Source organism: Mycobacterium sp. E3251 (assembly GCF_001666835.1).
GTDB lineage: Bacteria > Actinomycetota > Actinomycetes > Mycobacteriales > Mycobacteriaceae > Mycobacterium.
The window spans coordinates 1-23,805 of sequence record NZ_LZJF01000078.1; the positions used below are offsets into that span (position 1 = coordinate 1).

Annotated in this window: 21 protein-coding genes and 1 tRNA gene; 16 read left to right on the top strand and 6 right to left on the bottom strand. The window is 66.5% G+C overall.

Annotated features, from left to right (window positions below):
• The 4 genes from A5697_RS11165 to A5697_RS11180 form a co-directional block, all read left to right on the top strand.
• Positions 1–685, top strand: a 685-nt coding sequence (locus A5697_RS11165; protein WP_156673251.1) for an ABC transporter ATP-binding protein, incomplete at its 5' end; no start/stop codon positions are given.
• Entirely contained in the window at positions 682–1,539 is an 858-nt protein-coding gene (locus A5697_RS11170) for a CbiQ family ECF transporter T component (RefSeq protein ID WP_067950566.1), read from the top strand. The genes A5697_RS11165 and A5697_RS11170, both read left to right, overlap by 4 nt.
• A 21-nt stretch (positions 1,540–1,560) precedes the next feature.
• Positions 1,561–2,019 (top strand): SRPBCC family protein, encoded by a 459-nt coding sequence (locus tag A5697_RS11175; protein ID WP_067950568.1) that lies wholly within the window; start codon positions 1,561–1,563, stop codon positions 2,017–2,019.
• Entirely contained in the window at positions 2,012–3,823 is a 1,812-nt protein-coding gene (locus A5697_RS11180) for a sulfatase-like hydrolase/transferase (protein WP_068010426.1), read from the top strand. The genes A5697_RS11175 and A5697_RS11180 overlap by 8 nt, the downstream gene beginning before the upstream one ends.
• A 126-nt stretch (positions 3,824–3,949) precedes the next feature.
• Here A5697_RS11180 and A5697_RS11185 read toward each other — a convergent pair whose 3' ends face one another.
• Positions 3,950–4,396, bottom strand: a complete 447-nt coding sequence (locus A5697_RS11185; RefSeq protein ID WP_067950569.1) for an Lrp/AsnC family transcriptional regulator — start codon at positions 4,394–4,396, stop codon at positions 3,950–3,952.
• A gap of 111 nt (positions 4,397–4,507) precedes the next feature.
• On the opposite strand from A5697_RS11185, the gene ddaH reads away from it, so the two are divergent.
• From ddaH to A5697_RS11205, 4 genes are read left to right on the top strand one after another with little or no spacing between them, the layout of a single operon-like run.
• Positions 4,508–5,353, top strand: coding sequence for a dimethylargininase (ddaH, locus tag A5697_RS11190; RefSeq protein WP_068010386.1), 846 nt, complete (start codon positions 4,508–4,510; stop codon positions 5,351–5,353).
• The gene (gene rocD / locus A5697_RS11195) at positions 5,350–6,585 is read left to right on the top strand and encodes an ornithine--oxo-acid transaminase (protein ID WP_067950573.1); all 1,236 of its coding nucleotides are present in this window, start codon (positions 5,350–5,352) and stop codon (positions 6,583–6,585) included. Before ddaH ends, rocD begins: the two co-directional genes overlap by 4 nt.
• A gap of 26 nt (positions 6,586–6,611) precedes the next feature.
• Entirely contained in the window at positions 6,612–8,057 is a 1,446-nt protein-coding gene (locus A5697_RS11200; protein WP_156673252.1) for an amino acid permease, read from the top strand.
• On the top strand, positions 8,054–8,932 hold the full coding sequence (locus tag A5697_RS11205; protein WP_068010392.1) for a universal stress protein: 879 nt from the start codon (positions 8,054–8,056) through the stop codon (positions 8,930–8,932). The genes A5697_RS11200 and A5697_RS11205 overlap by 4 nt, the downstream gene beginning before the upstream one ends.
• Here A5697_RS11205 and A5697_RS11210 read toward each other — a convergent pair.
• From A5697_RS11210 to A5697_RS11220, 3 genes are all read right to left on the bottom strand, one after another.
• Positions 8,929–10,266, bottom strand: a complete 1,338-nt coding sequence (locus tag A5697_RS11210) for a sugar ABC transporter substrate-binding protein (protein ID WP_068010394.1) — start codon at positions 10,264–10,266, stop codon at positions 8,929–8,931. The genes A5697_RS11205 and A5697_RS11210 overlap by 4 nt on opposite strands.
• A gap of 79 nt (positions 10,267–10,345) precedes the next feature.
• Positions 10,346–11,161, bottom strand: coding sequence for a carbohydrate ABC transporter permease (locus A5697_RS11215; RefSeq protein ID WP_068010397.1), 816 nt, complete (start codon positions 11,159–11,161; stop codon positions 10,346–10,348).
• A complete protein-coding gene (locus A5697_RS11220) occupies positions 11,148–12,017 on the bottom strand; it encodes a carbohydrate ABC transporter permease (protein ID WP_156673254.1) in 870 nt (289 codons plus the stop codon). Before A5697_RS11220 ends, A5697_RS11215 begins: the two co-directional genes overlap by 14 nt.
• Positions 12,018–12,091: 74 nt before the next feature.
• Between A5697_RS11220 and A5697_RS11225 the strand changes: the two genes are divergently transcribed.
• The 5 genes from A5697_RS11225 (at position 12,092) to A5697_RS11245 (ending at position 17,385) form a co-directional block, all read left to right on the top strand.
• Positions 12,092–13,609, top strand: coding sequence for a TldD/PmbA family protein (locus tag A5697_RS11225; RefSeq protein WP_067950583.1), 1,518 nt, complete (start codon positions 12,092–12,094; stop codon positions 13,607–13,609).
• Positions 13,606–14,979 (top strand): TldD/PmbA family protein, encoded by a 1,374-nt coding sequence (locus A5697_RS11230; protein ID WP_068010400.1) that lies wholly within the window; start codon positions 13,606–13,608, stop codon positions 14,977–14,979. Before A5697_RS11225 ends, A5697_RS11230 begins: the two co-directional genes overlap by 4 nt.
• A 40-nt stretch (positions 14,980–15,019) precedes the next feature.
• Complete coding sequence (locus tag A5697_RS11235; RefSeq protein ID WP_067950586.1) at positions 15,020–15,886, top strand: carboxymuconolactone decarboxylase family protein; 867 nt, start codon at positions 15,020–15,022, stop codon at positions 15,884–15,886.
• A 392-nt stretch (positions 15,887–16,278) separates the two neighbouring features.
• The gene (locus A5697_RS11240) at positions 16,279–16,701 is read left to right on the top strand and encodes a hypothetical protein (RefSeq protein WP_231972042.1); all 423 of its coding nucleotides are present in this window, start codon (positions 16,279–16,281) and stop codon (positions 16,699–16,701) included.
• Between the two features lie 327 nt (positions 16,702–17,028).
• On the top strand, positions 17,029–17,385 hold the full coding sequence (locus A5697_RS11245) for a hypothetical protein (RefSeq protein WP_231972045.1): 357 nt from the start codon (positions 17,029–17,031) through the stop codon (positions 17,383–17,385).
• A gap of 70 nt (positions 17,386–17,455) precedes the next feature.
• On the opposite strand, the gene A5697_RS11250 is transcribed toward A5697_RS11245, so the two are convergent.
• Positions 17,456–20,050, bottom strand: coding sequence for a cation-transporting P-type ATPase (locus A5697_RS11250; RefSeq protein ID WP_067950589.1), 2,595 nt, complete (start codon positions 20,048–20,050; stop codon positions 17,456–17,458).
• A 200-nt stretch (positions 20,051–20,250) separates the two neighbouring features.
• Here A5697_RS11250 and A5697_RS11255 point away from each other — a divergent pair.
• Positions 20,251–20,324: transfer RNA gene (locus tag A5697_RS11255), tRNA-Ile, on the top strand.
• Between the two features lie 720 nt (positions 20,325–21,044).
• On the opposite strand, the gene A5697_RS11260 is transcribed toward A5697_RS11255, so the two are convergent.
• Positions 21,045–21,425, bottom strand: coding sequence for a DUF3060 domain-containing protein (locus tag A5697_RS11260; protein WP_067950591.1), 381 nt, complete (start codon positions 21,423–21,425; stop codon positions 21,045–21,047).
• A 1,108-nt stretch (positions 21,426–22,533) separates the two neighbouring features.
• Here A5697_RS11260 and A5697_RS27680 point away from each other — a divergent pair.
• Together A5697_RS27680 and A5697_RS11270 are read left to right on the top strand one after the other, a co-directional pair.
• Entirely contained in the window at positions 22,534–22,686 is a 153-nt protein-coding gene (locus tag A5697_RS27680; protein ID WP_156673253.1) for a hypothetical protein, read from the top strand.
• A 115-nt stretch (positions 22,687–22,801) separates the two neighbouring features.
• Positions 22,802–23,803, top strand: coding sequence for a MoxR family ATPase (locus A5697_RS11270; protein ID WP_068010405.1), 1,002 nt, complete (start codon positions 22,802–22,804; stop codon positions 23,801–23,803).
• Positions 23,804–23,805 lie beyond the last annotated feature (2 nt).

Consider the following 23,805-nt stretch of genomic DNA (forward strand, 5'->3'; position numbering starts at 1 on the left):
CAGCTGCGGTATGTGCGGCGCGCCGATGACCAGGTCAAGATTCGGGGCTATCGCATCGAACCCGGTGAACTCCGCGCTGCGCGGTATCAGCTTCGTAGTCGAACAGGGCGACGGAATTCTGATCCACGGCGGCAACGGGTCGGGTAAGTCGACGCTGGCGTGGATCATGGCCGGGCTGACCGCTCCCACCAGCGGTGCCTGTTTGCTCGACGGTCAACCCATCCGTGAGCACGTCGGCGCGGTGGGGTTGTCGTTTCAGACTTCGAGGCTGCAACTGATGCGCAGCCACGTTGGCCTGGAAATCGCTTCCGTGGCAGGGTTTTCGGAGCGCGACGTGAACCGCGTGGCGGCTGCCCTTGGCGCGGTAGGTCTGGAGCCCGCGATGGGCAATCGCCGCATCGACCAGCTCAGCGGTGGCGAAATGCGACGAGTGGTGCTGGCCGGACTGCTGGCGTGTTCGCCACGCGTGTTGATCCTCGACGAGCCGTTAGCCGGACTGGACATTTCCAGCCAGCGGGGCCTGCTGCGCCTGCTGGCCGACCTGCGACGTCACCGAGGCCTGACAGTGGTGGTCATCTCGCACGACTTCGTCGGTTTGGAAGAGGTGTGCCCACGCGTTTTGCATCTGCAGAATGGCGCGCTGGAGTCTATGCCGGCCACCGCCACGGCCGGGGGTGTGGCGTGACGGCAACCTCATCCTCGTCCACGGCATCCGGGCGGAGCAGGCGCGGTTCTCGTCCGGTGGTGCTGCTGGTTCCGGTGCCCGGAAGGTCGGCCATTCACAACTTATGGGCCGGCACCAAACTGCTGGTGGTATTCGGTGTTTCGGTGTTGCTGACCCTCTATCCGGGTTGGGTGACGATCGGGGCGGTGGCAGTGCTCGTGGCGGCGGCGATCTGGATCGCACACATCCCCCGGGGTGCGGTTCCGTCGATTCCGCGGTGGCTGTGGGTCCTCCTGGCATTGGGATTCGTGACCGCGGCGTTGGCCGGCGGCAGTCCGGTGGTCTCGATTCACGGTGTTGGCATCGGCCTCGGTGGAGCGTTGAACTTCCTGCGGATCACCGCGCTATCGATCGTTCTGCTCGGGTTGGGGGCCATGGTGTCCTGGACCACCAACGTCGCCGAAATCGCGCCGGCGCTGGCCATTTTGGGTCGCCCGTTCAGGTGGCTGCGGATTCCGGTCGACGAGTGGGCGGTGGCCTTGGCCCTGGCGCTACGCGCCTTCCCGCTGTTGATCGAGGAATTTCAGGTGCTCTACGCAGCTCGTCGATTGCGGCCCAACCACATGCCCCAGGGTCGCAAGGCTCGGGTCCGCCAAACGACGGGCAACTCGATCGACCTGGTGGCCGCCGCCATCGTGGTGACCCTGCGGCGCGCCGATGAGATGGGCGACGCGATCACCGCTCGGGGCGGCACCGGTCAGCTCTCGGCCGACCCGGCGCGGCCGAGATTGGGTGATTGGGCGACGCTCGCGGTCACCCTCGCGGTCAGCGGTGCCGCGGTGGCGATCGAGACGATATTCCACCTGACTCACTAGTCGTTCGCGTAGCGTGAGCGCGTGGCCGACATCCACCGGACTCGCACGATCGCGGCTCGCATCGGTGACATCTGGGAGACGCTGGCGGACTTCGGGGCGATCAGTTCGTGGGCCGGCAACGTCGACCACTCGTGCATCTTGTCCTCCGGCCCCGGCGGAGCTCCCGTCGGGACCGCCCGGCGGGTGCAGGTCAACCGCGACGCCCTCGTCGAGCGCATCACCGAGTTCGACCCGCCCCGCGCGCTCGGCTACGACATCGAAGGCCTGCCCAGACGCCTGCGCAGGGTGTCCAACCGCTGGACGCTGGCATCCACCGGTGATTCGGCCGCCGCGACGGCGGTGACCCTCACCAGCACCGTCGAAATCGGTCCGCACGCAATGCAAAAGCTGGCCGAACGGGTCCTGTGCCGCGTACTCGCGCGACAGTCCGAGGCGATGCTCGCCGGGCTTGCGAATCGATTGGAGCGTGCTGGTGTCTGATCGCCCCGACGTCATCGTCATCATGACGGACGAGGAACGTGCGGTGCCCCCGTACGAGGCTCCCGACGTGCTCGCGTGGCGCGACCGGACACTCACCGGCCGCAAGTGGTTTCAGGACCACGGGGTCAGCTTCACTCGGCACTACACCGGCTCGCTGGCCTGCGTGCCAAGCCGCCCAACGATTTTCACCGGTCACTATCCTGACTTGCACGGCGTCACCCAGACCGACGGCATCGGAAAGACCGCCGGCGATTCGCGCATGCGCTGGCTGCGTGCGGGCGAGGTCCCCACGCTCGGCAATTGGTTCCGGGTGGCCGGATACGACACCCATTACGACGGCAAGTGGCACATCTCGCACGCCGACCTCACCGACCCGAGGACCGGTGGGCCGCTGGCGACCAACGACGAGAACGGTGTCGTCGACGCCGCCGCGGTGCGGCGCTACCTGGAGGCGGATCGGTTGGGGCCGTTCGGATTCTCGGGGTGGGTCGGCCCGGAGCCGCACGGGGCGGCGCTGGCCGACGCCGGTATCCGCCGCGACCCGCTGATCGCCGCTCGGGTGGTCGCGTGGCTCGCCGACCGCTATGCCCGTCGCCGCGACGGCGACCCGGCCGCGCTGCGCCCGTTCCTCCTGGTCGCCAGCTTCGTCAATCCCCATGACATCGTGCTGTTCCCGACCTGGTCCCGGCGCAGCCCGGTCAAGCCGTCGCCACTCGACCCGCCCGCGGTGCCCGCCGCGCCCACCGCGGACGAAGACCTGTCCACGAAACCGGCGGCGCAGATCGCCTTTCGCGAGGCTTACTACTCCGGCTACGGCCCCGCGCCCGCGATCGAGCGGACCTACGAGCGCAACGCGCAGCGCTACCGCGACCTGTATTACCGGCTGCACGCCGAGGTGGACGGGCCGATCGACCGCGTCAGGCGGGCCGTCACCGAAGGCGGCTCGCGCAATGCTGTTTTGGTGCGCACGGCCGATCACGGCGATCTGCTGGGCGCCCACGGCGGTCTGCACCAGAAATGGTTCAACCTCTACGACGAGGCCACCCGCGTCCCCTTCGTCATCGCGCGCATCGGCGAGCGCTCGACGCGGCCACGGCTTGTCGCCGCACCCACCTCCCACGTCGACCTGGTCCCCACGCTGCTGGCGGCGGCGGGCATCGATGTCGCGGCGGCCTCCGCCACGCTGGCCCAGTCGTTCTCGGAAGTGCATCGGCTGCCCGGCCGGAACCTCATGCCCGTCGTGGACGGCGCCGCGGCCGACGAGACTCGTGCCGTCTACCTGATGACCCGCGACAACATGCTCGAAGGGGATAGCGGCGCGTCGGGATTGGCTCGCCGCCTGAAGCGGACCGTCAATCCGCCTGCGCCGCTGCGCATCCGCGTCCCGGCCCACACCGCCTCCAACTTCGAGGGTCTGGTGGTCCGCGTCGACGACGCGACGGTTCCCGGTGGCGCAGGCCATCTCTGGAAGCTGGTGCGCACCTTCGACGACCCGGGCACCTGGACGGAGCCAGGAGTGCGGCACTTGGCGGCCAATGGGCTCGGGGGAGAGGCTTACCGGACCTCCCCGCTCGACGATCAGTGGGAGCTATACGACCTCACCGCGGACCCGATCGAAGCGATCAACCGTTGGACCGATCCGGATCTGCACAGCGTGCGTCAGCACCTGCGGATGGAGCTCAAGCAGGCCAGGGCCAGTTCCGTCCCGGAGCGAAACCGCCCGTGGCCCTATGCATCTCGCCGGCCGCCGACGGCGGGGCCGTCGAGGCTGAGGCGCCTGATTGCGGCTGCGTTCGATCGCTGAATCACGTGTGCCACATGAGACCCATCCTGTGGGCATTACATGGTCGGCGAATTTGATATCGCGGGCGATAGCACATTCGAAGGTCGCCAGATGGCCGGTCGCCAGATGGCCGGAAGCGCAACGCCGCTAAGTTCGCATGCGGTCGATGAGGTTCGACAACACCACGATGCTTTCGCTGCGCTCGATGTCCGCGCTCGAGCGGATGCGTTCGAGGGCCGCCTCTAGATGCCGCATGTCGCGGGCCAGTACGTGCAGGATCGCATCCGACGTGCCGGTGACCGTCGCCGCGCTGACCACCTCGGGCATGTCCACCCACGCCGCGCGGAGCCGATCGGGCTCGATCGTGCCGTGGCAGAACACCTGCACGTAGGCCTCTGTCTTCCAGCCGAGCGCGTTTGGGTCGACGACCGTCGTGAAGCCCCTGATCACCCCGTCGTCGACCATCCGGTCGACGCGGCGCTTGACCGCCGGCGCCGAGAGGTTCACCGTCTGGCCGATTTCCGCGAAGGTGGCCCGTGCGTTTCTGGTCAACTCGGAGAGGATGCGCTCGTCCGTCCCATCCAGGCGGTCCATCCGTTACCCCTTAATAAATCGCCGCTACGCGCGGCTTGGTGCAATAAATCAACTATAGACGCGCAAGAAACGTCGGTTGCTTGTTTGAGCTGCCGGAAATACCGTTGATCTATGACGGATTCGTACGTTGCGCCACGCGCGACCGGCAAGCTCGTCCGCACGCCGCGGGCCCGCCGGTACGCGATGACGCCGCCGGAGTTCTTCGCGGTGGAGTACGCGATCAACCCGTGGATGGACATCGCCACCCCCGTCGACGTTGGCGTCGCGATGGCCCAATGGGACTCCCTGCGCGCGGCCTACCTACGGCTGGGGCACCGGGTGGAGGTGATCAAGCCCGTGCCCGGCCTCCCGGACATGGTGTACGCCGCAAACGGCGGATTCATCGCGGGCGACGTCGCGATCGTCGCGAGATTTCGATTCGCCGAGCGGGCGGGCGAATCACGCGCCTACGCCGAATGGATGTCCTCGTTCGGGTACCGGCCGGTGTCCACCCGTCATGTCAACGAGGGGCAGGGCGACTTGCTGATGGTCGGGGAGACGGTGTTGGCGGGCTATGGCTTTCGCACCGACCGGCGTGCACACGCGGAAATCTCCGCGGCGCTGCGGGCGCCGGTCGTCTCACTCGAGTTGGTGGATCCACGCTTTTATCACCTCGACACCGCGCTGGCGGTTCTCGACGACCAGACCATCGCGTTCTACCCGCCGGCGTTCAGCGCGAGCGCGCGGGACCAACTGCAGGCTCTGTTTCCCGGCGCGATCGTGGTCGCAAGCGCCGACGCGTTCGTGCTCGGCCTCAACGTCGTCTCCGATGGCCTGCACGTCGTCCTCCCTGCCGCGGCAACGGGTTTCGCCGCGCAGCTGCGTGCGGCCGGTTTCGAGCCGATCGGCGTCGAGCTGTCCGAACTCCTCAAGGGCGGCGGTTCGGTCAAGTGCTGCACATTGGAGGTGTTTCCATGACGATCCTCGACGCCCGGACCTCGACCCGGACCGAATCGGCGATCGGCTTGGTCGAACGCTTTGCGGCACACAACTATTCGCCGTTGCCCGTGGTGGCGGCCAGCGCCGAGGGTGCGTGGATCACCGACGTGGAGGGCCGGCGCTATTTGGATTGCCTGGCCGCCTATTCGGCGGTCAACTTCGGCCATCGCAACCCGGAGATCACCGCGGCGGCCCACGCCCAGCTCGACACCGTTACGTTGGTGAGCCGCGCGTTCCATTCCGACACCCTCGGTCCGTTCTGCGCCGCCCTTGCCCGGCTGTGCGGCAAAGACCTGGTGTTGCCGATGAACTCGGGCGCAGAAGCCGTGGAGAGCGGTCTCAAGGTCGCGCGCAAGTGGGGTGCGGAGGTCAAGGGCGTGCCCGATGGCCGGGCCAATATCATCGTCGCGGACAACAACTTCCACGGCCGCACGATCAGCATCGTCAGCTTCTCCTCGGATCCGGCGGCGCGGGATGGATTCGGACCATTCACCCCGGGTTTCCGCTCCGTGCCCTTCGGGGATGCCGCCGCGCTGGCCCGCGCGATCGACGACGACACCGTCGCGGTCCTGCTCGAGCCGATCCAGGGCGAGGCCGGCATCGTCGTCCCGCCCGACGACTACCTGCCGACCGTGCGCGCCCTGTGCAGCGAGCACCACGTTCTTATGATCGCCGACGAGATTCAGTCTGGCCTGGCGCGCACGGGGCGCACCTTCGCCTGCGACCACTGGGGCGTGGTGCCGGACGTCTACCTGCTCGGCAAGGCGCTGGGCGGCGGTGTGGTTCCCTTGTCGGCGGTGGTCGCCGACGACGAGGTGCTGGGTGTGCTGCATCCCGGCGAACACGGCTCGACCTTCGGTGGTAATCCGTTGGCGGCCGCTATCGGCACCACCGTGGTTTCCATGCTGGGCCGCGGAGAGTTTCAAGCCCGCTCGGCGAAATTGGGCGCACACCTGCACGGGCGCCTGCGAGGCCTGCTTGGCCACGGTGTCGTGGCGGTGCGCGGCCTGGGACTGTGGGCCGGCGTCGACGTCGACCCCGCGCTCGGGACGGGCAAGCAGCTGAGTCTTCGGCTGGCCGATCGTGGTGTGTTGGTGAAGGACACGCACGGGTCGACGTTGCGGTTCGCGCCACCGCTGGTGATCGGCGAGCAGGAGATCGACTGGGCGATTGAGCAGTTCGCTATGGCGTTGCGGGGGGCTGGCCCATAATCAGCTGATCGAGCAAGGAGGGGTAATTGCCACCCACGTCGATCAGCTTGAAAGAGCAGATGCTGCGGCGCCGCCCGGTTGTGGGCACGCCCGTCGCGTACGGGGCCGCGGACCACCTCAAGCGGACCATCGGCACCTTCCAGCTGACCATGTTCGGGGTCGGCTCGACGGTCGGGACGGGCATCTTCTTCGTCATGTCTCAAGCCGTGCCCGAAGCCGGCCCCGGAGTCATTCTGTCGTTCCTCATCGCCGGGCTCGCCGCTGGGCTCGCGGCCATCTGCTACGCCGAATTGGCCTCCGCGGTACCGGTTTCCGGGTCGTCGTACTCCTACGCGTACACCACCCTGGGTGAGGTCGTCGCGATGGGGGTGGCGGCGTGCCTGCTGCTGGAGTACGGGGTGTCGACCGCCGCGGTCGCGGTGAACTGGAGCGGCTACCTCAACAAGTTGCTCAGCAATGTGTTCGGAATCCAATTTCCGCACGCGGTGTCCGCCGCGCCATGGGATGCGCGTCCCGGCTTCGTGAACCTGCCGGCGATCATCTTGCTCGCTATGTGCGCGCTGCTGCTCATCCGCGGCGCCAGCGAGTCGGCCCGGGTCAACACGATCATGGTGCTGGTCAAGCTGGGCGTGCTGGTCATCTTCGTGATCATCGGCTTCACCGCGTTCGACGCGACCCATCTCCGCGACTTTGCGCCGTTCGGTGCGGCGGGCATCGGCTCGGCCGCGGGCACCATCTTCTTCTCCTATATCGGTCTCGATGCCGTGTCGACCGCCGGCGACGAAGTGAAGAACCCGCAGAAGACCATGCCCCGCGCGTTGATCGCGGCGCTGGTAACGGTCACTAGCGTGTATGTGCTCGTCGCGCTCGCCGCGCTGGGCACTCAGCCGTGGCAGGACTTCGCCGGGCAACAGGAGGCCGGCCTGGCCACCATCCTCGACAAGGTCACGCGCGGCAGCTGGGCAAGCACGATCCTGGCCGCCGGCGCCGTCATCTCGATCTTCTCCGTCACTTTGGTCACCATGTACGGACAGACGCGCATCCTCTTCGCCATGGGCCGCGACGGGTTATTGCCGTCGCGATTCGCGCGCGTGAACACGAGCACCATGACCCCGGTGAGCAACACGGTGATCGTGGCGATCGCCGCCTCGGCGTTGGCCGCCTTCATACCGCTGGAGAAGTTGGCGGACATGGTGTCCATCGGGACGCTCACCGCGTTCGTGGTCGTTTCCGCCGGAGTGATCATCTTGCGGGTGCGTGAACCCGACCTGCCCCGGGGATTCAAGGTCCCCGGTTACCCCGTCACGCCCGTCCTTTCGGTGTTGGCTTGCGGGTACATCCTCGCCAGCCTGCACTGGTACACCTGGATCGCGTTCAGCGGCTGGGTCACGCTCGCGCTAATCTTCTACTTCGTGTGGGGCCGCCATCACAGCGCGCTCAACAGCGAAACGCTCGAGCGAGACGCGCTATGAGCGTCGTCGTCGGCTACCGGGCCGGCAAGGTTGGGCTCTCGGGATTGCATTTGGGCGTACGTATCGCGCGCACCCGCGGCACCTCGCTCACCGTGGTGACGATTGTGCCCAAGCCCTGGCTGACTCCGTCGCGCGCCCGCGTCGACGCCGAATACGAGATGTGGGCCGACGCGCTGGCCGCGGAGTCGGCGAACGAGGCCGCCCGCTTTTTGGACAAGGTGGCCGACGACATCGAGGTCACCTACGTGCACCGCGCACACGGCTCGGTGTCGGGGGGACTCCTCGAGGTCACCCACGAGATTGACGCCGACGTGCTCGTGCTGGGCTCGTTGCCCAGCGGCGGGCGCGGCCAGGTGCTGATCGGCTCCACCGCCGACTGGCTGCTGCACGCGTCGCACGTGCCGGTGGCCATCAGCCCGCGCAATTACCGTGCGCACCAAGGCAAGTTGACCCGCCTCAGCTGTGCCTACTCGGCCACCCCCGATGCGGTCGACGTGGTGAGACGCTGCTTCGAGTTCGGGCAGCGGTTCGGTGTACCGGTGCGGGTGATCACGTTCGCGGTCCGCGGCAAGACGATGTATCCGCCGGAGGTCGGGCTTGAGGTCGAGGATGAAGTGTTGCAGGCCTGGGCGTCACAAGTGCGCGGCATCCTCGAAGAGCTGAAGACAAACAGGATCGTCAGTGAAGACGTTGCGCTGCAGGTGGTTACCGGCCGCAGTTGGAAAGACGCGCTGGCGAAGGCGAATTGGCAGGAGGGTGAGATCCTGGCATTGGGCACCCGGCCGCGCGGCGACATCCGGCGGGTCTTCCTCGGTTCCCGCAGCGCCAAGATCATCCGGGAAAGCCCCGTGCCGGTGCTGGTGTTGCCGGGCTAGCGCTGCGCAGCCGCGTTGGCGGCCGCTTGCGCCCGTTTCAGGGCTACCGCGACATCGCCGCGGCCCAAGAACATTTCGTCGAAATAGGGCTGCAGGGCGTCGTTGCCGGCCGCGAAGCCTGCCCCGCCGGGGGCCGCGATGCGCGGGCCGTCGAGCACCGCGAAGAAGGGCGTGACGTCGACGCCTCTGGCGGACCAGTAATGGAAGTAAACCGGCTGAGCCGACAGGACCGCCGGGATGGCCGCGCCCTCGCGCCCCAGGAACTCGTTGCCCGCCTTGCTGCCCATCCACGCCAGGACCTGACGGACGGCCTCGGGGTGTTTCGTCGCGGCGTTGCCCGCCGCCGCAATGCCGTTCGTGACGCTCACCCGGCCGACCGGGCCCACCGGCATCATCGCCACTCCCCAGCGGAAGCGGGCATCGCGGGCCACCGGCGCCAGGTTGTAGGTGCCGGACTGGAACAGCGCCATCCTGCCGGCCAGGAACTGGTTGCGGGAGAAGTCACCGTTGTCGTTGGTGTCCGAGGCGGGCGGCGCGACGTGGTCGTCGTTGATCAGGCGGACCAGATAGCGGAAGGCCTGCACGGCGCCGGGATTGTCGAACGCGAACGTGTCGCCGCGCTGGAAGATGCCGCCGGCCGAGCCGATGTAGTTGAGGTAGATACCCTGTGGGTCGTTGGCGGCGTTGTAGCCCCACTGTCGTACTCGGCCGGCATCGAAACCCGCCGTGTTTCCGCGACGTCCGTCGGCGTCCAAAGTGAGCCGGGCGAGCATGGGCCGCAGCGTGTCACCGTCGCCGGGGCTCCACCGCAACCCGTTCAGCCGGGCGGGGTCGACGCCGGCCGCGGCGAGCAGGTCCGCGTTGTAATACAGCGCGATCCCGGCATCGGTCAGCTGCGGCACCCCCCACAGCGCGCCTCCGCGGGTGAACTGGTCGACGACCGCCGAGTCCCACGCCGAGGCGGACCCCGGCTCGAGTGTCGTGCCGATGTTCATCAGCCGGCCGCTGTCGGCGTAGGCGGCCAGATAGGCGTTGGAAAGCCAGAAGATGTCGTCGGCACTCCCGCCGGCGATATCGGTGCGTAGCGTGTCGAAGTACGTCGAATACGCAACCACGCTGGTGTGCACCGCGATATCGGGATGCGTGCGATTGAACGCCTCGAACGACTGCCGATAAGCCGTGGCGATTTGTTCGGCCCAGACCCGCACCGTCACGACGATCTTGCCGCCGGGGGGTTGGCCGGAGTAGTCCAGCAGCACCGCGGTCGCACCCAACAGCACCGCGACCAGCGCGAGCGCCCCGGCCATCAGCGTCGAAAAGCGCGGGCGAGTCATGGGCTGCACCGAGATTGCCGCGGTGGTCGTGGATCACCCGAAATCGCAGCCGTGACGGCAATCTCGGTGTGCGGGCGGCTCACTTGAGCCCCGAGACGACGATCGACGCCACGATGTGGCGCTGGAAGACGACGAACAGCGCGATCAGCGGGACGATCGCAACGGTCGTCGCCGCCATGACCAGCGTCCACTGGGAGTTGAACCGCGACTGCAGATCGGCCGTCGCGACCGTGAGCACCCGCCACTTGTGCCCGCTGGTGATCACCAACGGCCACATGAAGTTATTCCACTGCGAGACCACCGTGATCAGCGTCAAGGCCGCCAGCACCGGCCGGCTGGACGGAATCACCACGTGCACTATCACGTCCAAGGTGTTGGCCCCGTCCAGGTGGGCGGCGTTGACCAAGTCGTTCGGGATGATGCGAAAGTGCTCCCGCAGCAAGAAGATCGCATACGGCGAGCCGAACATGAACGGCAGCACCAGCGCCCAGAACGTGTTGCGCAGGCCGAGCTGGGCCATCATCAAATACAGCGGCACTACGGTCACGGTTCCCGGCACCATCAACGTCGCGATGTAGACCCAGAACAGTGCGTCGCGTCCCGGAAAACGCAAGCGCGCGAACGCGTATGCGGCCAGCACCGAAAAGGTCAACTGGCCCACCAGGATCACCGCGGTCATCAAGGCCGTCACCGCCGCCGCGCGGCCGAATCCGGCTCCACCGAGGTCGGCGTAGTTGGACAAGGTGAACGGCCGCGGCAGTTGTAGCGGCGTACCGGTGGCGAACTGATGTGCCGAGGTGAACGAGGTCAACAGACCAAGTAGGAAGGGGACCAACGTGATCAGCGCACCGAGGATGAGTCCGCCGTAAATTGCGAGCCGGCTAAGTGAGGTCATAGCTGATCCGCCGCCGGAAGTAGAGGTGCTGCACCATGGTGACGCCGATCAGGATGACGAACAGCACCACCGCCATCACCGACGCGCGCCCGATGGCAGCCGCGCCGAAAGCCTCGGCGTAGATGCGGTGAGCCACCAGGTCGGTGCTGCCCCCCGGTCCGCCGCCGGTCAGCGCATAGACCATATCGAAAACCTGTGCCGTGCTGACGATCCCGGTCACCAGGACGAAGAATGTCGTTGGCCGCAGCATGGGCAGGGTGATGTGCCAGAACCGTTGCCATGCGGTGGCGCCATCGGTGCTCGCGGCGGCGTGAACGTCGTCGGGGATCGCCAGCAGGCCCGCCAGGAACGACAGCGAGACGTAGCCGACGTTGGTCCACACGACGACTGCCGAGACGAGCGGCAGGGCGAAGCTGGGGTCCGACAGCCATTCGATGCTGTGTCCCAGCACGGTGCTCACGGCCCCGTCCGTGGGGGCCAGAATCCAGCGCCACAACACGGCGATCGCGAGCGGCGCGCAGATCCACGGCAGCACGTAGAGGGTGCGGAACAGCCCGGTGCCGGGAAGCTGACGCGCCAGCATGGAAGCGGCCAGCAGGCCCAGCACCGTCTGCGCCGGCACCACGATCGCCACGAAGAGGGCCGTGACGATCAGCGAGTTGGCGAAGTTGCGATCCGTCAGCACCGACCGCCAGTTGGCAACGCCCACATAGTGCAGCGGGCCCAGCAGGTCCCAGCGGTAGAGGCTGAGCCAAATCACCACGAGGATGGGCAGCAGCAAGAAGGCCACGACCCCGAACAAGCTGGGCGCCAGCAGGGCATAGCCCAGCGCGGTGGAGCGAGGCTGTGTCCTCAGGGCGCCGCTGGCCATGGAGGTAATTAAAGCGGGCGGGGCCGGGGTTTGGGGCGAACGGCCGTTACGGTGGATCCGTGACACCGAACCGGGGGATCGATGCCGACTTCCTGAATCTGCCGCGCCACCAGTTGGCCGAGGCCGCGCTTTCGTCGGCCAGCGCGGCCGGTGCAAGCTACGCCGACCTGCGGGTTCACCGCATCGTGACCGAGATCATCCAGCTGCGGGACGGCGAGCTGGAGACGGCGGTCGTCAATCGCGAGGTCGGTTTGGCGGTGCGGGTGATCGTCGATGGCACGTGGGGATTCGCCTCGCACGCGGAACTGGCGCCCTCGGTTGCCGCCGAGACGGCGCGTCGAGCCGTGCAAGTGGCCACCACCCTGGCGACGTTGAACAGCGAGCGCGTCGAGTTGGCGCCCGAGCCGGTCTACGCCGACGCCACCTGGGTGTCCGACTACCGGATCGACCCGTTCAGCGTGCCGGCGGCCGACAAGATCGGCGTGCTGGAGGAATACTCCGGCCGGCTGCTCAGTGCCGACGGCGTCGACCACGTGTCGGCCGTGCTCACCGCCGTCAAGGAGCAGACCTTCTACGCCGATACCTTCGGATCGTCGATCACCCAGCAGCGGGTGCGGGTGCAGCCGTCGCTGGAGGCGGTCACCGTCGACGCCGCGGCGGGCAGCTTCGACTCGATGCGCACGCTGGCCCCGCCGATGGGGCGCGGCTGGGAAGTGCTGGCCGGCGACGAGGTGTGGAACTGGACGGACGAGCTGGCGCAGTTGCCGTCGCTGCTCGCCGAAAAGGTCAAGGCGCCCAGCGTGGCGGCGGGGCGCAAAGACCTGGTGATCGACCCCACCAACCTGTGGCTGACCATTCACGAATCCATTGGGCACGCAACCGAATACGACCGGGCCATCGGCTACGAAGCCGCCTACGCGGGAACCTCTTTCGCCACCCCTGACAAACTCGGCACCATGCGGTACGGCTCCCCGGTGATGAACGTAACCGCCGACCGCACCGTCGACCACGGCCTGGCCACCATCGGTTACGACGACGAGGGCGTGGCCGCGCAAAGCTGGGATCTGGTGCGCGACGGGGTGTTTGTCGGCTATCAGCTCGACCGGGTGTTCGCTCCTCGTCTGGGGCAGCCGCGGTCCAACGGGTGCTCGTACGCCGACTCGCCGCATCACGTGCCGATTCAGCGGATGGCCAACGTGTCGCTGCAGCCGGCGCGCGAGGACGTCAGCACCGCCGACCTGATCAGCCGTGTCGAGGACGGCATCTACATCATCGGCGACAAGTCGTGGTCAATCGACATGCAGCGCTACAACTTTCAGTTCACCGGTCAGCGATTCTTTCGCATCCGCGACGGTCGGCTGGACGGTCAATTGCGAGACGTCGCCTACCAGGCCACCACCACCGATTTCTGGAACTCCATGGAAGCCGTGGGCGGCCCGTCGACTTGGCGGTTGGGGGGCGCGTTCAACTGTGGCAAGGCGCAGCCCGGCCAGATCGCCCCGGTCAGCCACGGCTGCCCGTCGGCCTTGTTCCGCGGCGTCAACGTGCTCAACACCCGAACCGAGGGCGGCCGATGATCACCCCGCAGCATGTCGTCAACCTCGTTTTGGAGGAGGCCGCCAAACTCGGCGGCGCGAGCGAGACCATGGTGCTCGTCACCGACAAGGTCGAGGCGACGCTACGCTGGGCGGGCAATTCGATGACCACCAACGGTGTTTCGGTGAACCGCAGCATCACGGTGATCTCCGTCGTCCGCGAAGGGTCCAGCGCGCGGATCGGCACGATGGTCTCCGCCGAGGTGGACCCGCGGGTGATCCCCGAGTTGGTGGCGGCGTCCCAGGAGGCGGCCCGCTCGGCGCCCGAGGCCGGTGACGCCGCGCCGCTGTTGACCGATACCGGGGTGCCCGTCGATTGGGACGCGCCGGCGCCCGGCACCGGACCGTTGGTGTTCGCCGAGGTCGCCGACTCCTTGAGCCGCGGCTTCCGCGGCACCGACCGGCTGTATGGCTTTGCGCACCATAGCGTTTCGACGACTTTCCTGGCATCGTCGACCGGAGTGCGCCGGCGCTACACCCAGCCCGCCGGGGCGGTGGAGATCAACGGCAAGCGCGGCGACGCGAGCGCGTGGGCTGGTATTGGGACGCCCGACTTCGTCGACGTGCCAATGGATTCGCTGCTCGAAGAGCTGTCGATGCGGCTCGGCTGGGCCGAGCGCCGCGTGGAACTGCCTGCGGGACGCTACGAGACGATCATGCCGCCCTCCACGGTGGCCGACATGATGCTTTACCTCGCCTGGTCGATGGCCGGCCGGGGTGCCAGGGAGGGCCGCACCGCGTTCTCGGCGCCCGGCGGCGGGACGCGGGTGGGGGAGCGGCTCACCGAATTGCCGCTGACCCTGTTCTCCGATCCGATGGCGCCGGGCCTGGCATGCACGCCGTTCGTCGCGGTGAGCAGCTCGTCGGAGACGGCGTCGGTGTTCGACAACGGCATGGAGATCGGTCAAGTGGACTGGATCCGCAACGGGGTGATCAATGCGCTGGCCTACCCGCGTGCGACGGCGACCAAATTCGATGCCGACGTCGCGGTGGCCGCCGACAACCTGGTGATGACCGGTGGGTCGGCCGAGCTTGCCGACATGATCGCGGCCACCGAACGCGGCCTGCTGCTGACCACACTGTGGTACATCCGCGAGGTGGACCCCACCACGCTGCTGCTCACGGGATTGACCCGCGACGGCGTCTACCTCATCGAAGATGGCGAGGTGACCGCCGCCGTCAACAACTTCCGGTTCAACGAGAGTCCGCTGGACCTGCTGCGGCGGGTCACCGAGGCCGGGGCGAGCGAGAAGACCCTGCCCCGGGAGTGGGCGGACTGGGCCACCCGCGCGGCCATGCCGTCGCTGCGGATACCGGACTTCTACATGTCTTCGGTGAGCCAGGCGCAATAGGCGATTGCCGCTGGGCCGGTCGCGTTCTAGCGTGTGACGAATGGCGGCTCCGGTTTCGGTCCAAGAAGATCAGCTCACACGGTTGGTGGCACTGTCTCCGGGATCGCCGCCGGACGCGCGCATCGCAGCCCTGGTTCGGCGGACGTGCGCCCAGACGCTGTCGCTCCCGCCACTGCCGAGTCGTATCGAGGTCGGCACGCCCGAGTCGGAGGCCGAAGTCGCCACCATCGAGTTCGCCGAGCAGTTCAGCGCCGACGTTTCCGCGATCACCGACGGGCATCGGTCCCGGCTGATTAAACACCTGGGCGACAAGGCGTTTGGCGTAGTGGTCCTGATGTATATCGCCGACTTCGTTCCCCGGGTACGGGCCGGGCTCGAAGCGCTCGGCGTCGGCTCGGAGTATTTGGGCTGGGTCGACGGCGCCATCGAATGGGATCGCACCACCGAGCCGTCGGGAGCGGTGTTCAACGATTTCTTGCCTTCGGTGGCCCGGATGCGGGCGCTGGACCCCGTCACCTCCGAGCTGGTCCGACTGCGCGGGGCGGCTCAGCACAACTGCCGGTTGTGCAAGTCGCTGCGGGAGGGCACCGCGCTGGATGCCGGCGGTTCGGAAGCGCTCTACGACGAGATCGACCGCTTCGAGTCGTCGGATCTGCTCGACGACCGCGCGAAAGCGGCCCTGCGCTACGCCGATGCGTTAATTTGGACCCCTGCGCACCTCGCCGCCGACGATGCCGCCGAGGTGCGCTCCCGGTTCTCCGATGCCGAGGCCGTGGAGCTCACCTTTGACATCATGCGGAATGCAAGCAACAAAGTCGCCGTCGCGTTAGGCGCTGACGCCCCTCGGGTCGAGCACGGTACCGAGCGATATCTGCTCGGAGCCGACGGCAAGACCGTCTTCAACTGATCCTTTCCGCGGCCGGCGTGGCGTCGGGTGCGGGGCGATTAGCCGCTGGTCAAGAGGCTTTCGACCCTGGATGTGATGCCTCAGCCGAAGTGGATCGGACGACGGCCCGATGCCCGGGGCGAAGTAGCAAATGTTAACCATCCGTACACGGTCACGCAAACTAAAGTTCGCCGCTCGGGCCGCGGGTACTGGCTAAATTTATGTCCCGACACCAAAACTCATATGTGAACTCATATGTGCCGGTGATCTGAGATGGCAGCGGCGCCTGAGTTGACGACCATACACCGCGTGACTGTTAGCCGTTGCCCGGATCGCTGTCGGTTAGCAGTTACCACACAAGGCTTGGCTTGCGTCGGAGAGCAAATCGCTCCCACGCAGAGGGAGGACCGGAGATGACAACCACCCGTTCGCGTTCGCGCATGCGCGGGTCATCGGTTTGGGTTGCCGGCGTCGCGCTGGGTGCCTCGATGCTCGGTGGCGCGGTGCTCTCGGCACCGCAAGCTTCGGCGTCCTGCAACTTGAGTCCCAAGGACGACCAGTACATTCAGCTGCTCGCGCAGAACAAGATGGTCCACAACGCCGACTTCAGCGATTGCACTGAGGCCGCCGAGGGACGGTGGTTCGCCGACCAGGTCCGGAACCACCCGAATCCGTTCGGAGAGGCCCAGGAGCTGGTCAACATGATCACCAACACCACGTCGATGAGCCAGGCGCAGGCCGAGTGGGAGGTCGAGTCGGCGATCTACGTCTACGCGCCGGACGTGATCCCCAAGATCAAGGATCAGGCCGCTCACGCTGACTGGCCGACGGCGTAACGACGGGGCTCTGCCAGCTAACTCGCGCAAGGCGCCGGCGCGGCTGGGCGCCGGCGAGTGCCCGATCGCCAGTTTACGGCGGCTGTTCGTCGCGTGAGTGCCAACCGCCTTTCGTTATATGCAGTGTCGCGCAAGCTTTTTGGCTAACCGCTGTTCATTCAATGTTCGACGAGCCGGTCGTTTGACCTGCTCGTCGACGGTGGTACCCGAGCGTTAGCGCGAAGGGGACAGTAGCAAATTTCCATGATGAGGGGGTCTGGAGAAGTGACGATTTCACGATCGCGCGCGCAGTTGGCGGCGGGGGCCGCCGTCGTGGTGGGGGCCGCGATGTTCGGTGGTGCCGTGCTGACAGCGCCGCACGCCTCGGCGTCGTGCAACATGAGCCCCGCCGACGATCAGTACATCAAGCTGCTGGCGCAGAACAAGATGGTTCACAACGCCGATTTCAACGACTGCAGCGAGGCCGCCGAGGGGCGCTGGTTCGCCTCTCAGGTCCGGTCCAACCCGAATCCGTTCGGAGAGGGTCAGGAGTTGATCAACATGATCACCAGAACCACGCCGATGAGCCAAGCCCAGGCCGAGTGGGAAGTTGAATCGGCGGTCTATGTCTACGCACCGGACATGATTCCCAAGATGAAGGATGAGGCCGCGCGGCAGGTCCCCGGGCAACCGGCGCCCATGTGATGCCCTTCGGGGGCTGCCTGGACGCCTGTGCATGGCCGCCCAATCTTGCTGCGCGTAAGGGTTTTTGGCGTTAGTTCCGAGCTTCTGAGGCCGGTCGCGGCCGCCTGCGATGCGTCCGTCGGTACTTATCCACCGTGTCGACGCCGAACAGGATCGGCACTGCGGCGACCGCGACGACCCAACCCCACAGGGGCGGATTCCATTGACCGAGCAAGCGCGCAATGGGGGGTACCCACAGTTCGACAAGGGAGAAGGCCAGCCCGATGAACGCCGCGGGTACCAGGAGCCGGTTGGTGAGCCAGCCCAACGCTCCTGGCCAGCGCGAGGAGGACCGGCACGCAAAGACGTTGGCGGTCTGGGCGAGGACGACTGTGATGAACGCCGCGCCGGAAGCCATCGCCAGGTCGTGTCCGGCCGGGAACGGGTTTGCGGGACGCCAGCCGAGCGCCATCAGGGATACGACGAAGGCGGTCAGCGAGACGACGGCCTCGAGCGGGCCCAGCACCCCGAATGCGCGGTGCAGCACCGTGCGGTTCATCAGTCGTCCGTGAACCGGAGGCCCCTCGAGCAGGTGCTTGGCGGGCGGCTCGGCGCCGAGCGCGACAGCCGACAGGGTGTCGGTGCCGATGTCGAGTGCGATGATCTGCAGAACACCGAGCGCGAGGGGAAACAGGCCGCCCGAAAGCGCCCAAACGAGGAAGGGTGCAAGCTCGGCAACGTTGTCGGTCAGGTGGTAGGTCAGGAACCGGCGGATATTGACGAAGGTGGCGCGCCCTTGCTCGATGCCGGCCACGATGCCGGCGAAAGAATCGTCGAGCAGAACGAGGTCGGCCGCTTCGCGTGCGACGTCGGTGCCGGACCGGCCCATCGCCACACCGATGTCGGACTCGTGCAACGCCGGTGCGTCGTTGACTCCGTCGCCGGTCATCGCCACCACGTGGCCCCGGGAGCGAAGCGCACGGGCGATGCGGAGTTTGTCCTCGGGAGACACCCGAGCGATCACCACCCCGTCGTGGTCGAGGACAGCGCCGAGATGCTGCTCGTCCTCCGGTAGCTCCGCTCCCAACAGCACCGGTGAGTCGGCGGCCCGTAGCCGCACCTCGTTGGCGATGGCCGTGGCGGTGGCCGGATGATCACCGGTCACCATCGCCACCTTCACTCCCGCTTTGCGGCACGCGTCGAGCGATGCGGAGATGTCCTCACGTGGCGGATCCTCGAGCGCCACGAGGCCGAGCAGGGACAAACCCTCTTCGCATTCCTGTTGATCCCGGGGGGTACGGCTGGCCCTCGGGCCCGCGGCGACGGCGAGCACCCGGAGCCCCCGGGCAGTCAGGGCGTCGACGGCCCGGTGTGCTGCGGGGTCGTCACCGCAGAGCGGAAGCACGGCATCCGGTGCGCCTTTCACCACGGTTTCGTTTGTCAGCACGACGGCCATGCGGCGCAGTCGGGGATCGAAGGGGAACCGCAGTTCGGCATGGACGGTGCGACGGTCCTCGACGGTGTCGATGCCGAGTCGTCGGGCGAAGGTGTCGAGGGCAGCCTCCATGGGGTCGCCGTGGGCCCGCCACTGCCCGTCGACTTCTTCGGCGTATCCGGTGGAGCAGCGTTCTCCGGCTAGCGCGAGCCGGCGAACGGACTGCTCCGCAGTCGGTGAAGACCACGTGAACCGGGCTTTGGGGCCGTAACCGGCACCGTCGATGGTCGACGAGCCGGCCGGCGTCCAGGCTTCGACCACCGTCATCTGATTGCGGGTGAGGGTTCCCGTCTTGTCGGTACAGATGAACGTCGTGGAACCGAGCGTCTCGACGGCCTCGAGGTTGCGGACCAGGATCTGCCGTTTCGCCATCTGCTCCGAGCCCCAGGCGAGGGAGAGCGTCACGGTGGGCAGCAACGCCTCGGGGACCAGGGCGACCGTGACGCCGATCGCAAAAACGAAGGCCTGCTGGATCGGGTTGCCCACGAGCATAGAAACGAGCAGGAACAACACACCCACACTGATTGCGATCGCTGCGATCAGGCGCACGACACCGCGCAAACCGCGCGTCAGTGGGGTGTCCGGTTTCCTGGCCGAGGTGGTCAGCCGGGTGATGCCGGCCAGGCGGGTCTGTTGGCCGATCGCGGTCACCAGTGCGCGCGAATCTCCTTCCACGACGAAAGTGCCGGCGAACAGCGGTTCACCTGCTGCGACTGCGCCGGCCTCGCTCTCACCGGTGAGCATGGAGGAGTCGACCAGCAACCGATTCTGGCTGAGCACCACGGCGTCGGCGGGAACGCGGTCGCCGCTTTCCAGTAGCAGCACGTCGTCGACGACCACGTCCTCGGCCTCGATCACCCGCCGAGCGCCGTCGCGCAAGACCGTTACGCGGGTCGGCAGCATCTCCTGGAGCCGGTCGGCGGCGCGGTCTGCCCGCGCTTGTTGGATCAAGGAGAAGATCCCGTTCACCACGATTACCGCGATGATGGCGACGCTGAGTTGTGGCAGCTTCGCCAGGAAGGCGAGCACTGCGGCCGCCCACAGCAGCAGCGCGAAAAAGTGCGTCAGCTCCCCGAGCAGCCGGCGGGCGATCGACGGCCGCCTCGCGGCGGGGAGCTTGTTGGTACCGCCCATCGCGCGCCGCTCGGTTGCCTCGGCGGTCGTCAGGCCGAGCGTCATGACGTCGGCCATGGCCCTCCTCTCCGCTGAGCCGCGACGTGTGATCTCGGCGGCGACGGCAAGCGCTCTGGCCTCTCGCGATTCGTTGCCAGCAACCGACGAAATGCTATAACCGGCGCCGCTGAACGGCCGAACACCTGACCTACCCGGGATAACCGCCCGACGGACATTGATGTTGGCGTTCGGCTACCGTTTCCTACGGAACATCGCTAGGGGCGGTAGCTCAGTTGGTTAGAGCCGCGGACTCATAATCCGTTGGTCGCGGGTTCGAGCCCCGCCCGCCCCACCGGCTCTGAACAGCCCCACCGGCTCTGAACGTGCAGCTGGTTGACGGGGTAGGGGCCCGAGGTGGTTAGCCACAGACCTGGCCTATTTGTCCGTGATTTGGGCTTGCCTCGCACTGGCCGAGTTCGCGTCTGTAGATCTCGCGCATGTAATTGTCGATGCACGCCTGGTGGGCAGCGGGATCGGTGATGTCGACACAGGGATCGCCGACGCGTGCCGGTGCTACGGGAACAGAGATTGGTACGAGTGCTATGACCGCTGCCGCAGACACCCCCAATATTGCTCTCTTCATCAGTCTGCCTTTGTCGTAGCCGTATGCGCAGCGTGGTGAGTTGCGTGTTCGCAGTTAATCGCAGCCGGGTGCCACCGGCTAGTGGCGAAAGTCCCGGAAGCGAGCTGTTGCCGGCCCCGCTGCCCTCCTGCTTCGCGGCTCTCGCGTCCACACCGCAGACGACGCGATAAGGCGCGCAGTGGTTCCAGCGCTCGGGACTGCGTCGGGCGTAGTAATCAGAGCCGAGCCCGCGCTGGCAAGCGCTGTCTCACAGCACGTTTCAGGCGCCGAGGAAAGGTCTGATTTCCGATGGCGACGAGGGGGCCGGTGCTTCGTGGCGGGTGCACCGGTGATGCGTTGACCCCACACTCGCGGCGAACGGAGCGCGTCATCCGATCCGGGCCCGCCCGACGTCACATTCGCGGGCGGGGCCCGGCCGAAGATGGGGACTCAGCCCTGGTGCACGACGTTCTGGTTGCCGGTGTTGTTGACCGCCGGTGTGCCGGAGTGGTACGTGATGTCGTTCGAGTTTCCGGACACCATGATGGAGTTGGCCGAGTCGACGGTGACCTTGTGCCCGACCCCGGAAACGTTCAGTACGTCGCAGTTCCCGGTGACGGTGACTACATGGTTGCCGCCGCTGACGTACAACGTGCCGTTGTCGCAGGCCACGGTCTTGTCACCACCCCATCCGTCGACGCTGTTGATAGGGCCCGCCAAAGGGGGCGGGGACGGGAGCGGATTGGCCGCGGCGATGGCGTTGGTCGTGGCAGCGCCAAGGAGCGCAAGGCCGACCGACGCAATGATCTTGGTGCTCAAACTGTTTGACATGAGGTCCTCCTCGGAACTCGATAATGACGTGTTTCTTCCAGCGATTTGGATTGAGTTATGCGACAACTCTTTTTCATCCGACCAATGTTCACGACTAGGGGAGTAGGGTCTTAGGGCCCATGTCCTGCGGGACTTCCGTCGCGTTATGACCGAGAAAGCGCCACTCCACCCGGGCCTCGGACACGGACCACGCATTGAGGCGTGTTCCGTCCATCATTTGGAGCATCTTTCCGTTCGGTAATTACACCTTGCGGATTTGCGTCCCGCGTGTCGAGGGCGACGTGCTCGAAGCTATGCGTGCGGTATCGATCCTCGGTTACAGCCCTGTCAGCAAACTCAATTGATCCTCACCTCATATTCTGTCGGGTAAAGTCCTCGCCGGATCGGGGCGAATCCCTCTTGTTCGAGACGCCCAAGTCGCCTGCGAACTAGCCGCACATCCGAGTTTGCAAGGCGGGGCAGCATGGTTGGCAGATTGTTCATAACGGCCCTCACCGGGTTCCCCTATCATGGCAGCTCAAACGCTTTTCGACGCGACCTGGGGCCTGATGGGATGCTGTCGAGAGGCTGCCGCCGCGACACTTGCCATTCAGTGCGAACCGAGGGCCGAGAGGGAGATGGCACGCGTCCAGTCTCGCCAGTTGCCGGACCGACCAAAAATTTCGAGATGCGGTCATTTCGTGGATTCCCCGCCGACAGCAAACTCCTCCGGTGCTATTGGTCCGGTCTCATTTCTGGATTCCGGGATAACTACACGCTGATGATTCCGATTGGCTATCTGGCATGCGGTACGGCCGCGGACGGCCCCAAGCTGCTGGTCTCGGACAACGACGAGCGTCTTCTCGTCCTTGCCTTGGGGGTAGGCCTTGAAGACTTAATGGATTGGCCCGAGATGAAGCGCAGAGATTGACGCAAGCCACAAATGCATAGGTTCGCGAGAGCGAGTCGGCACCCTCGTTCATTTCGCCATAACGGACCTGTGTCCGGACGTCCTCAATTCGACGGAAATCTATCGGTCCTGCGATGAGGACACGCGAACCCCCGCTTCTGCCGCCAGACCCTGCCGGTGCCGAGCCACGCAGGCGGCGCAAGTCATAGATTGGGTTGAATGAGCCGACGCCATGAGGATGAAGCGCCCAACGACGACGCCGCCGACTCTCAGTCCAAGCCCAAGCGGGACCCTGAGCCGGTGGTGCCCGAGGAGGGCGAGGGCCCGTTTTCACCCGTGGCCGGCGAACCCCGGCCACCCATCGGCAATTGACCGTGTCCGAAAGTAGTTCCCATCGTCGTTTCCAGGCAAGGGCTCGGGAGCAGTCGCGTCGCACGAGGTCGGCCCCACGTGTGGGAATTCGGGACCGGGGTATCCCCCCGGGCGTATGACTACAGCCAGGACACAACCGGATCAGCACGAAATCGACGACGTCCGGGGGATCGTTGACGCCATCTCCTCGGCCTTCGCGGCCAAGATCGTCGGGCAGCACGACTTACGCGAGTCGCTACTCATCGGCCTGCTGGCGGGCGGTCACATCCTGTTGGAAAGCGTGCCGGGCCTGGCCAAGACCACCGCAGCCAAGGTGCTCGCCGAGTCGATTCACGGCCGCTTTCAACGCATCCAATGCACGCCCGACCTGCTGCCCAGCGACATCATCGGCACACAGATTTATGACTCGGCAACCAACTCCTTCGTCACCCAACTAGGTCCGGTGCACGCCAACATCGTGCTGCTCGACGAGATCAACCGGTCCAGCGCGAAGACGCAGAGCGCCATGCTCGAGGCGATGGAGGAGCGTCAGACCACGATCGCCGGGCAGGTGCACCCGCTCGCGGACCCGTTTCTGGTCGTCGCCACCCAGAACCCCGTCGACCAGGAAGGCACCTATCCGCTCTCCGAGGCGCAGACCGACCGCTTCCTGCTCAAGGAGATCGTGCGCTACCCCTCCCCGCAGGAGGAGGTGGAAGTGATGTCGCGGATCGACGCCGGCATCTACGACAAGGGACGGCCCGCCCGGCCGGTGGCCACTCTCGACGACGTGCTCCGCGTCCAGGACGTGGTGCGCCATGTCCACATGGACCGCGCGCTGATGCTCTATGCCAGCCAGCTGGTCGACGTGACCCGTCATCCCGCGCGGGCGCTGCCCAAGCAGCTCGCGCGTCTGGTCGAATACGGCGCCAGCCCCCGCGCCACGATCGCATTCTGTAAGGCGGCCCGCGCGCAGGCCGTGCTGTCCGGGCGTGCGCACGTATTGCCCGAGGACATCGCGAAGCTCGCGCACCGGGTGCTGCGGCACCGGCTCATCCTCGGATTCGAAGCGGCCAGCGCCGATATCACTCCCGAGGTCGTCATCGACGCCGCGCTGCGGGCCGTCCGCGTCCCCTGAGG

Excerpts from the sequence above, each read along its gene's own strand:
- A5697_RS11240 (WP_231972042.1), top strand. The coding sequence starts at position 16,279 with ATGACAACCACCCGTTCGCGTTCGCGCATGCGCGGGTCATCGGTTTGG.
- A5697_RS11215 (WP_068010397.1), bottom strand. The coding sequence starts at position 11,161 with ATGACCTCACTTAGCCGGCTCGCAATTTACGGCGGACTCATCCTCGGT.
- A5697_RS11185 (WP_067950569.1), bottom strand. The coding sequence starts at position 4,396 with ATGGACCGCCTGGATGGGACGGACGAGCGCATCCTCTCCGAGTTGACC.
- A5697_RS11250 (WP_067950589.1), bottom strand. The coding sequence starts at position 20,050 with ATGGCCGACGTCATGACGCTCGGCCTGACGACCGCCGAGGCAACCGAG.
- A5697_RS11260 (WP_067950591.1), bottom strand. The coding sequence starts at position 21,425 with ATGTCAAACAGTTTGAGCACCAAGATCATTGCGTCGGTCGGCCTTGCG.
- A5697_RS11270 (WP_068010405.1), top strand. The coding sequence starts at position 22,802 with ATGACTACAGCCAGGACACAACCGGATCAGCACGAAATCGACGACGTC.
- A5697_RS11235 (WP_067950586.1), top strand. The coding sequence starts at position 15,020 with ATGGCGGCTCCGGTTTCGGTCCAAGAAGATCAGCTCACACGGTTGGTG.
- A5697_RS27680 (WP_156673253.1), top strand. The coding sequence starts at position 22,534 with ATGAGCCGACGCCATGAGGATGAAGCGCCCAACGACGACGCCGCCGAC.
- A5697_RS11205 (WP_068010392.1), top strand. The coding sequence starts at position 8,054 with ATGAGCGTCGTCGTCGGCTACCGGGCCGGCAAGGTTGGGCTCTCGGGA.
- ddaH (WP_068010386.1), top strand. The coding sequence starts at position 4,508 with ATGACGGATTCGTACGTTGCGCCACGCGCGACCGGCAAGCTCGTCCGC.
- rocD (WP_067950573.1), top strand. The coding sequence starts at position 5,350 with ATGACGATCCTCGACGCCCGGACCTCGACCCGGACCGAATCGGCGATC.
- A5697_RS11210 (WP_068010394.1), bottom strand. The coding sequence starts at position 10,266 with ATGACTCGCCCGCGCTTTTCGACGCTGATGGCCGGGGCGCTCGCGCTG.
- A5697_RS11245 (WP_231972045.1), top strand. The coding sequence starts at position 17,029 with ATGTTCGGTGGTGCCGTGCTGACAGCGCCGCACGCCTCGGCGTCGTGC.
- A5697_RS11230 (WP_068010400.1), top strand. The coding sequence starts at position 13,606 with ATGATCACCCCGCAGCATGTCGTCAACCTCGTTTTGGAGGAGGCCGCC.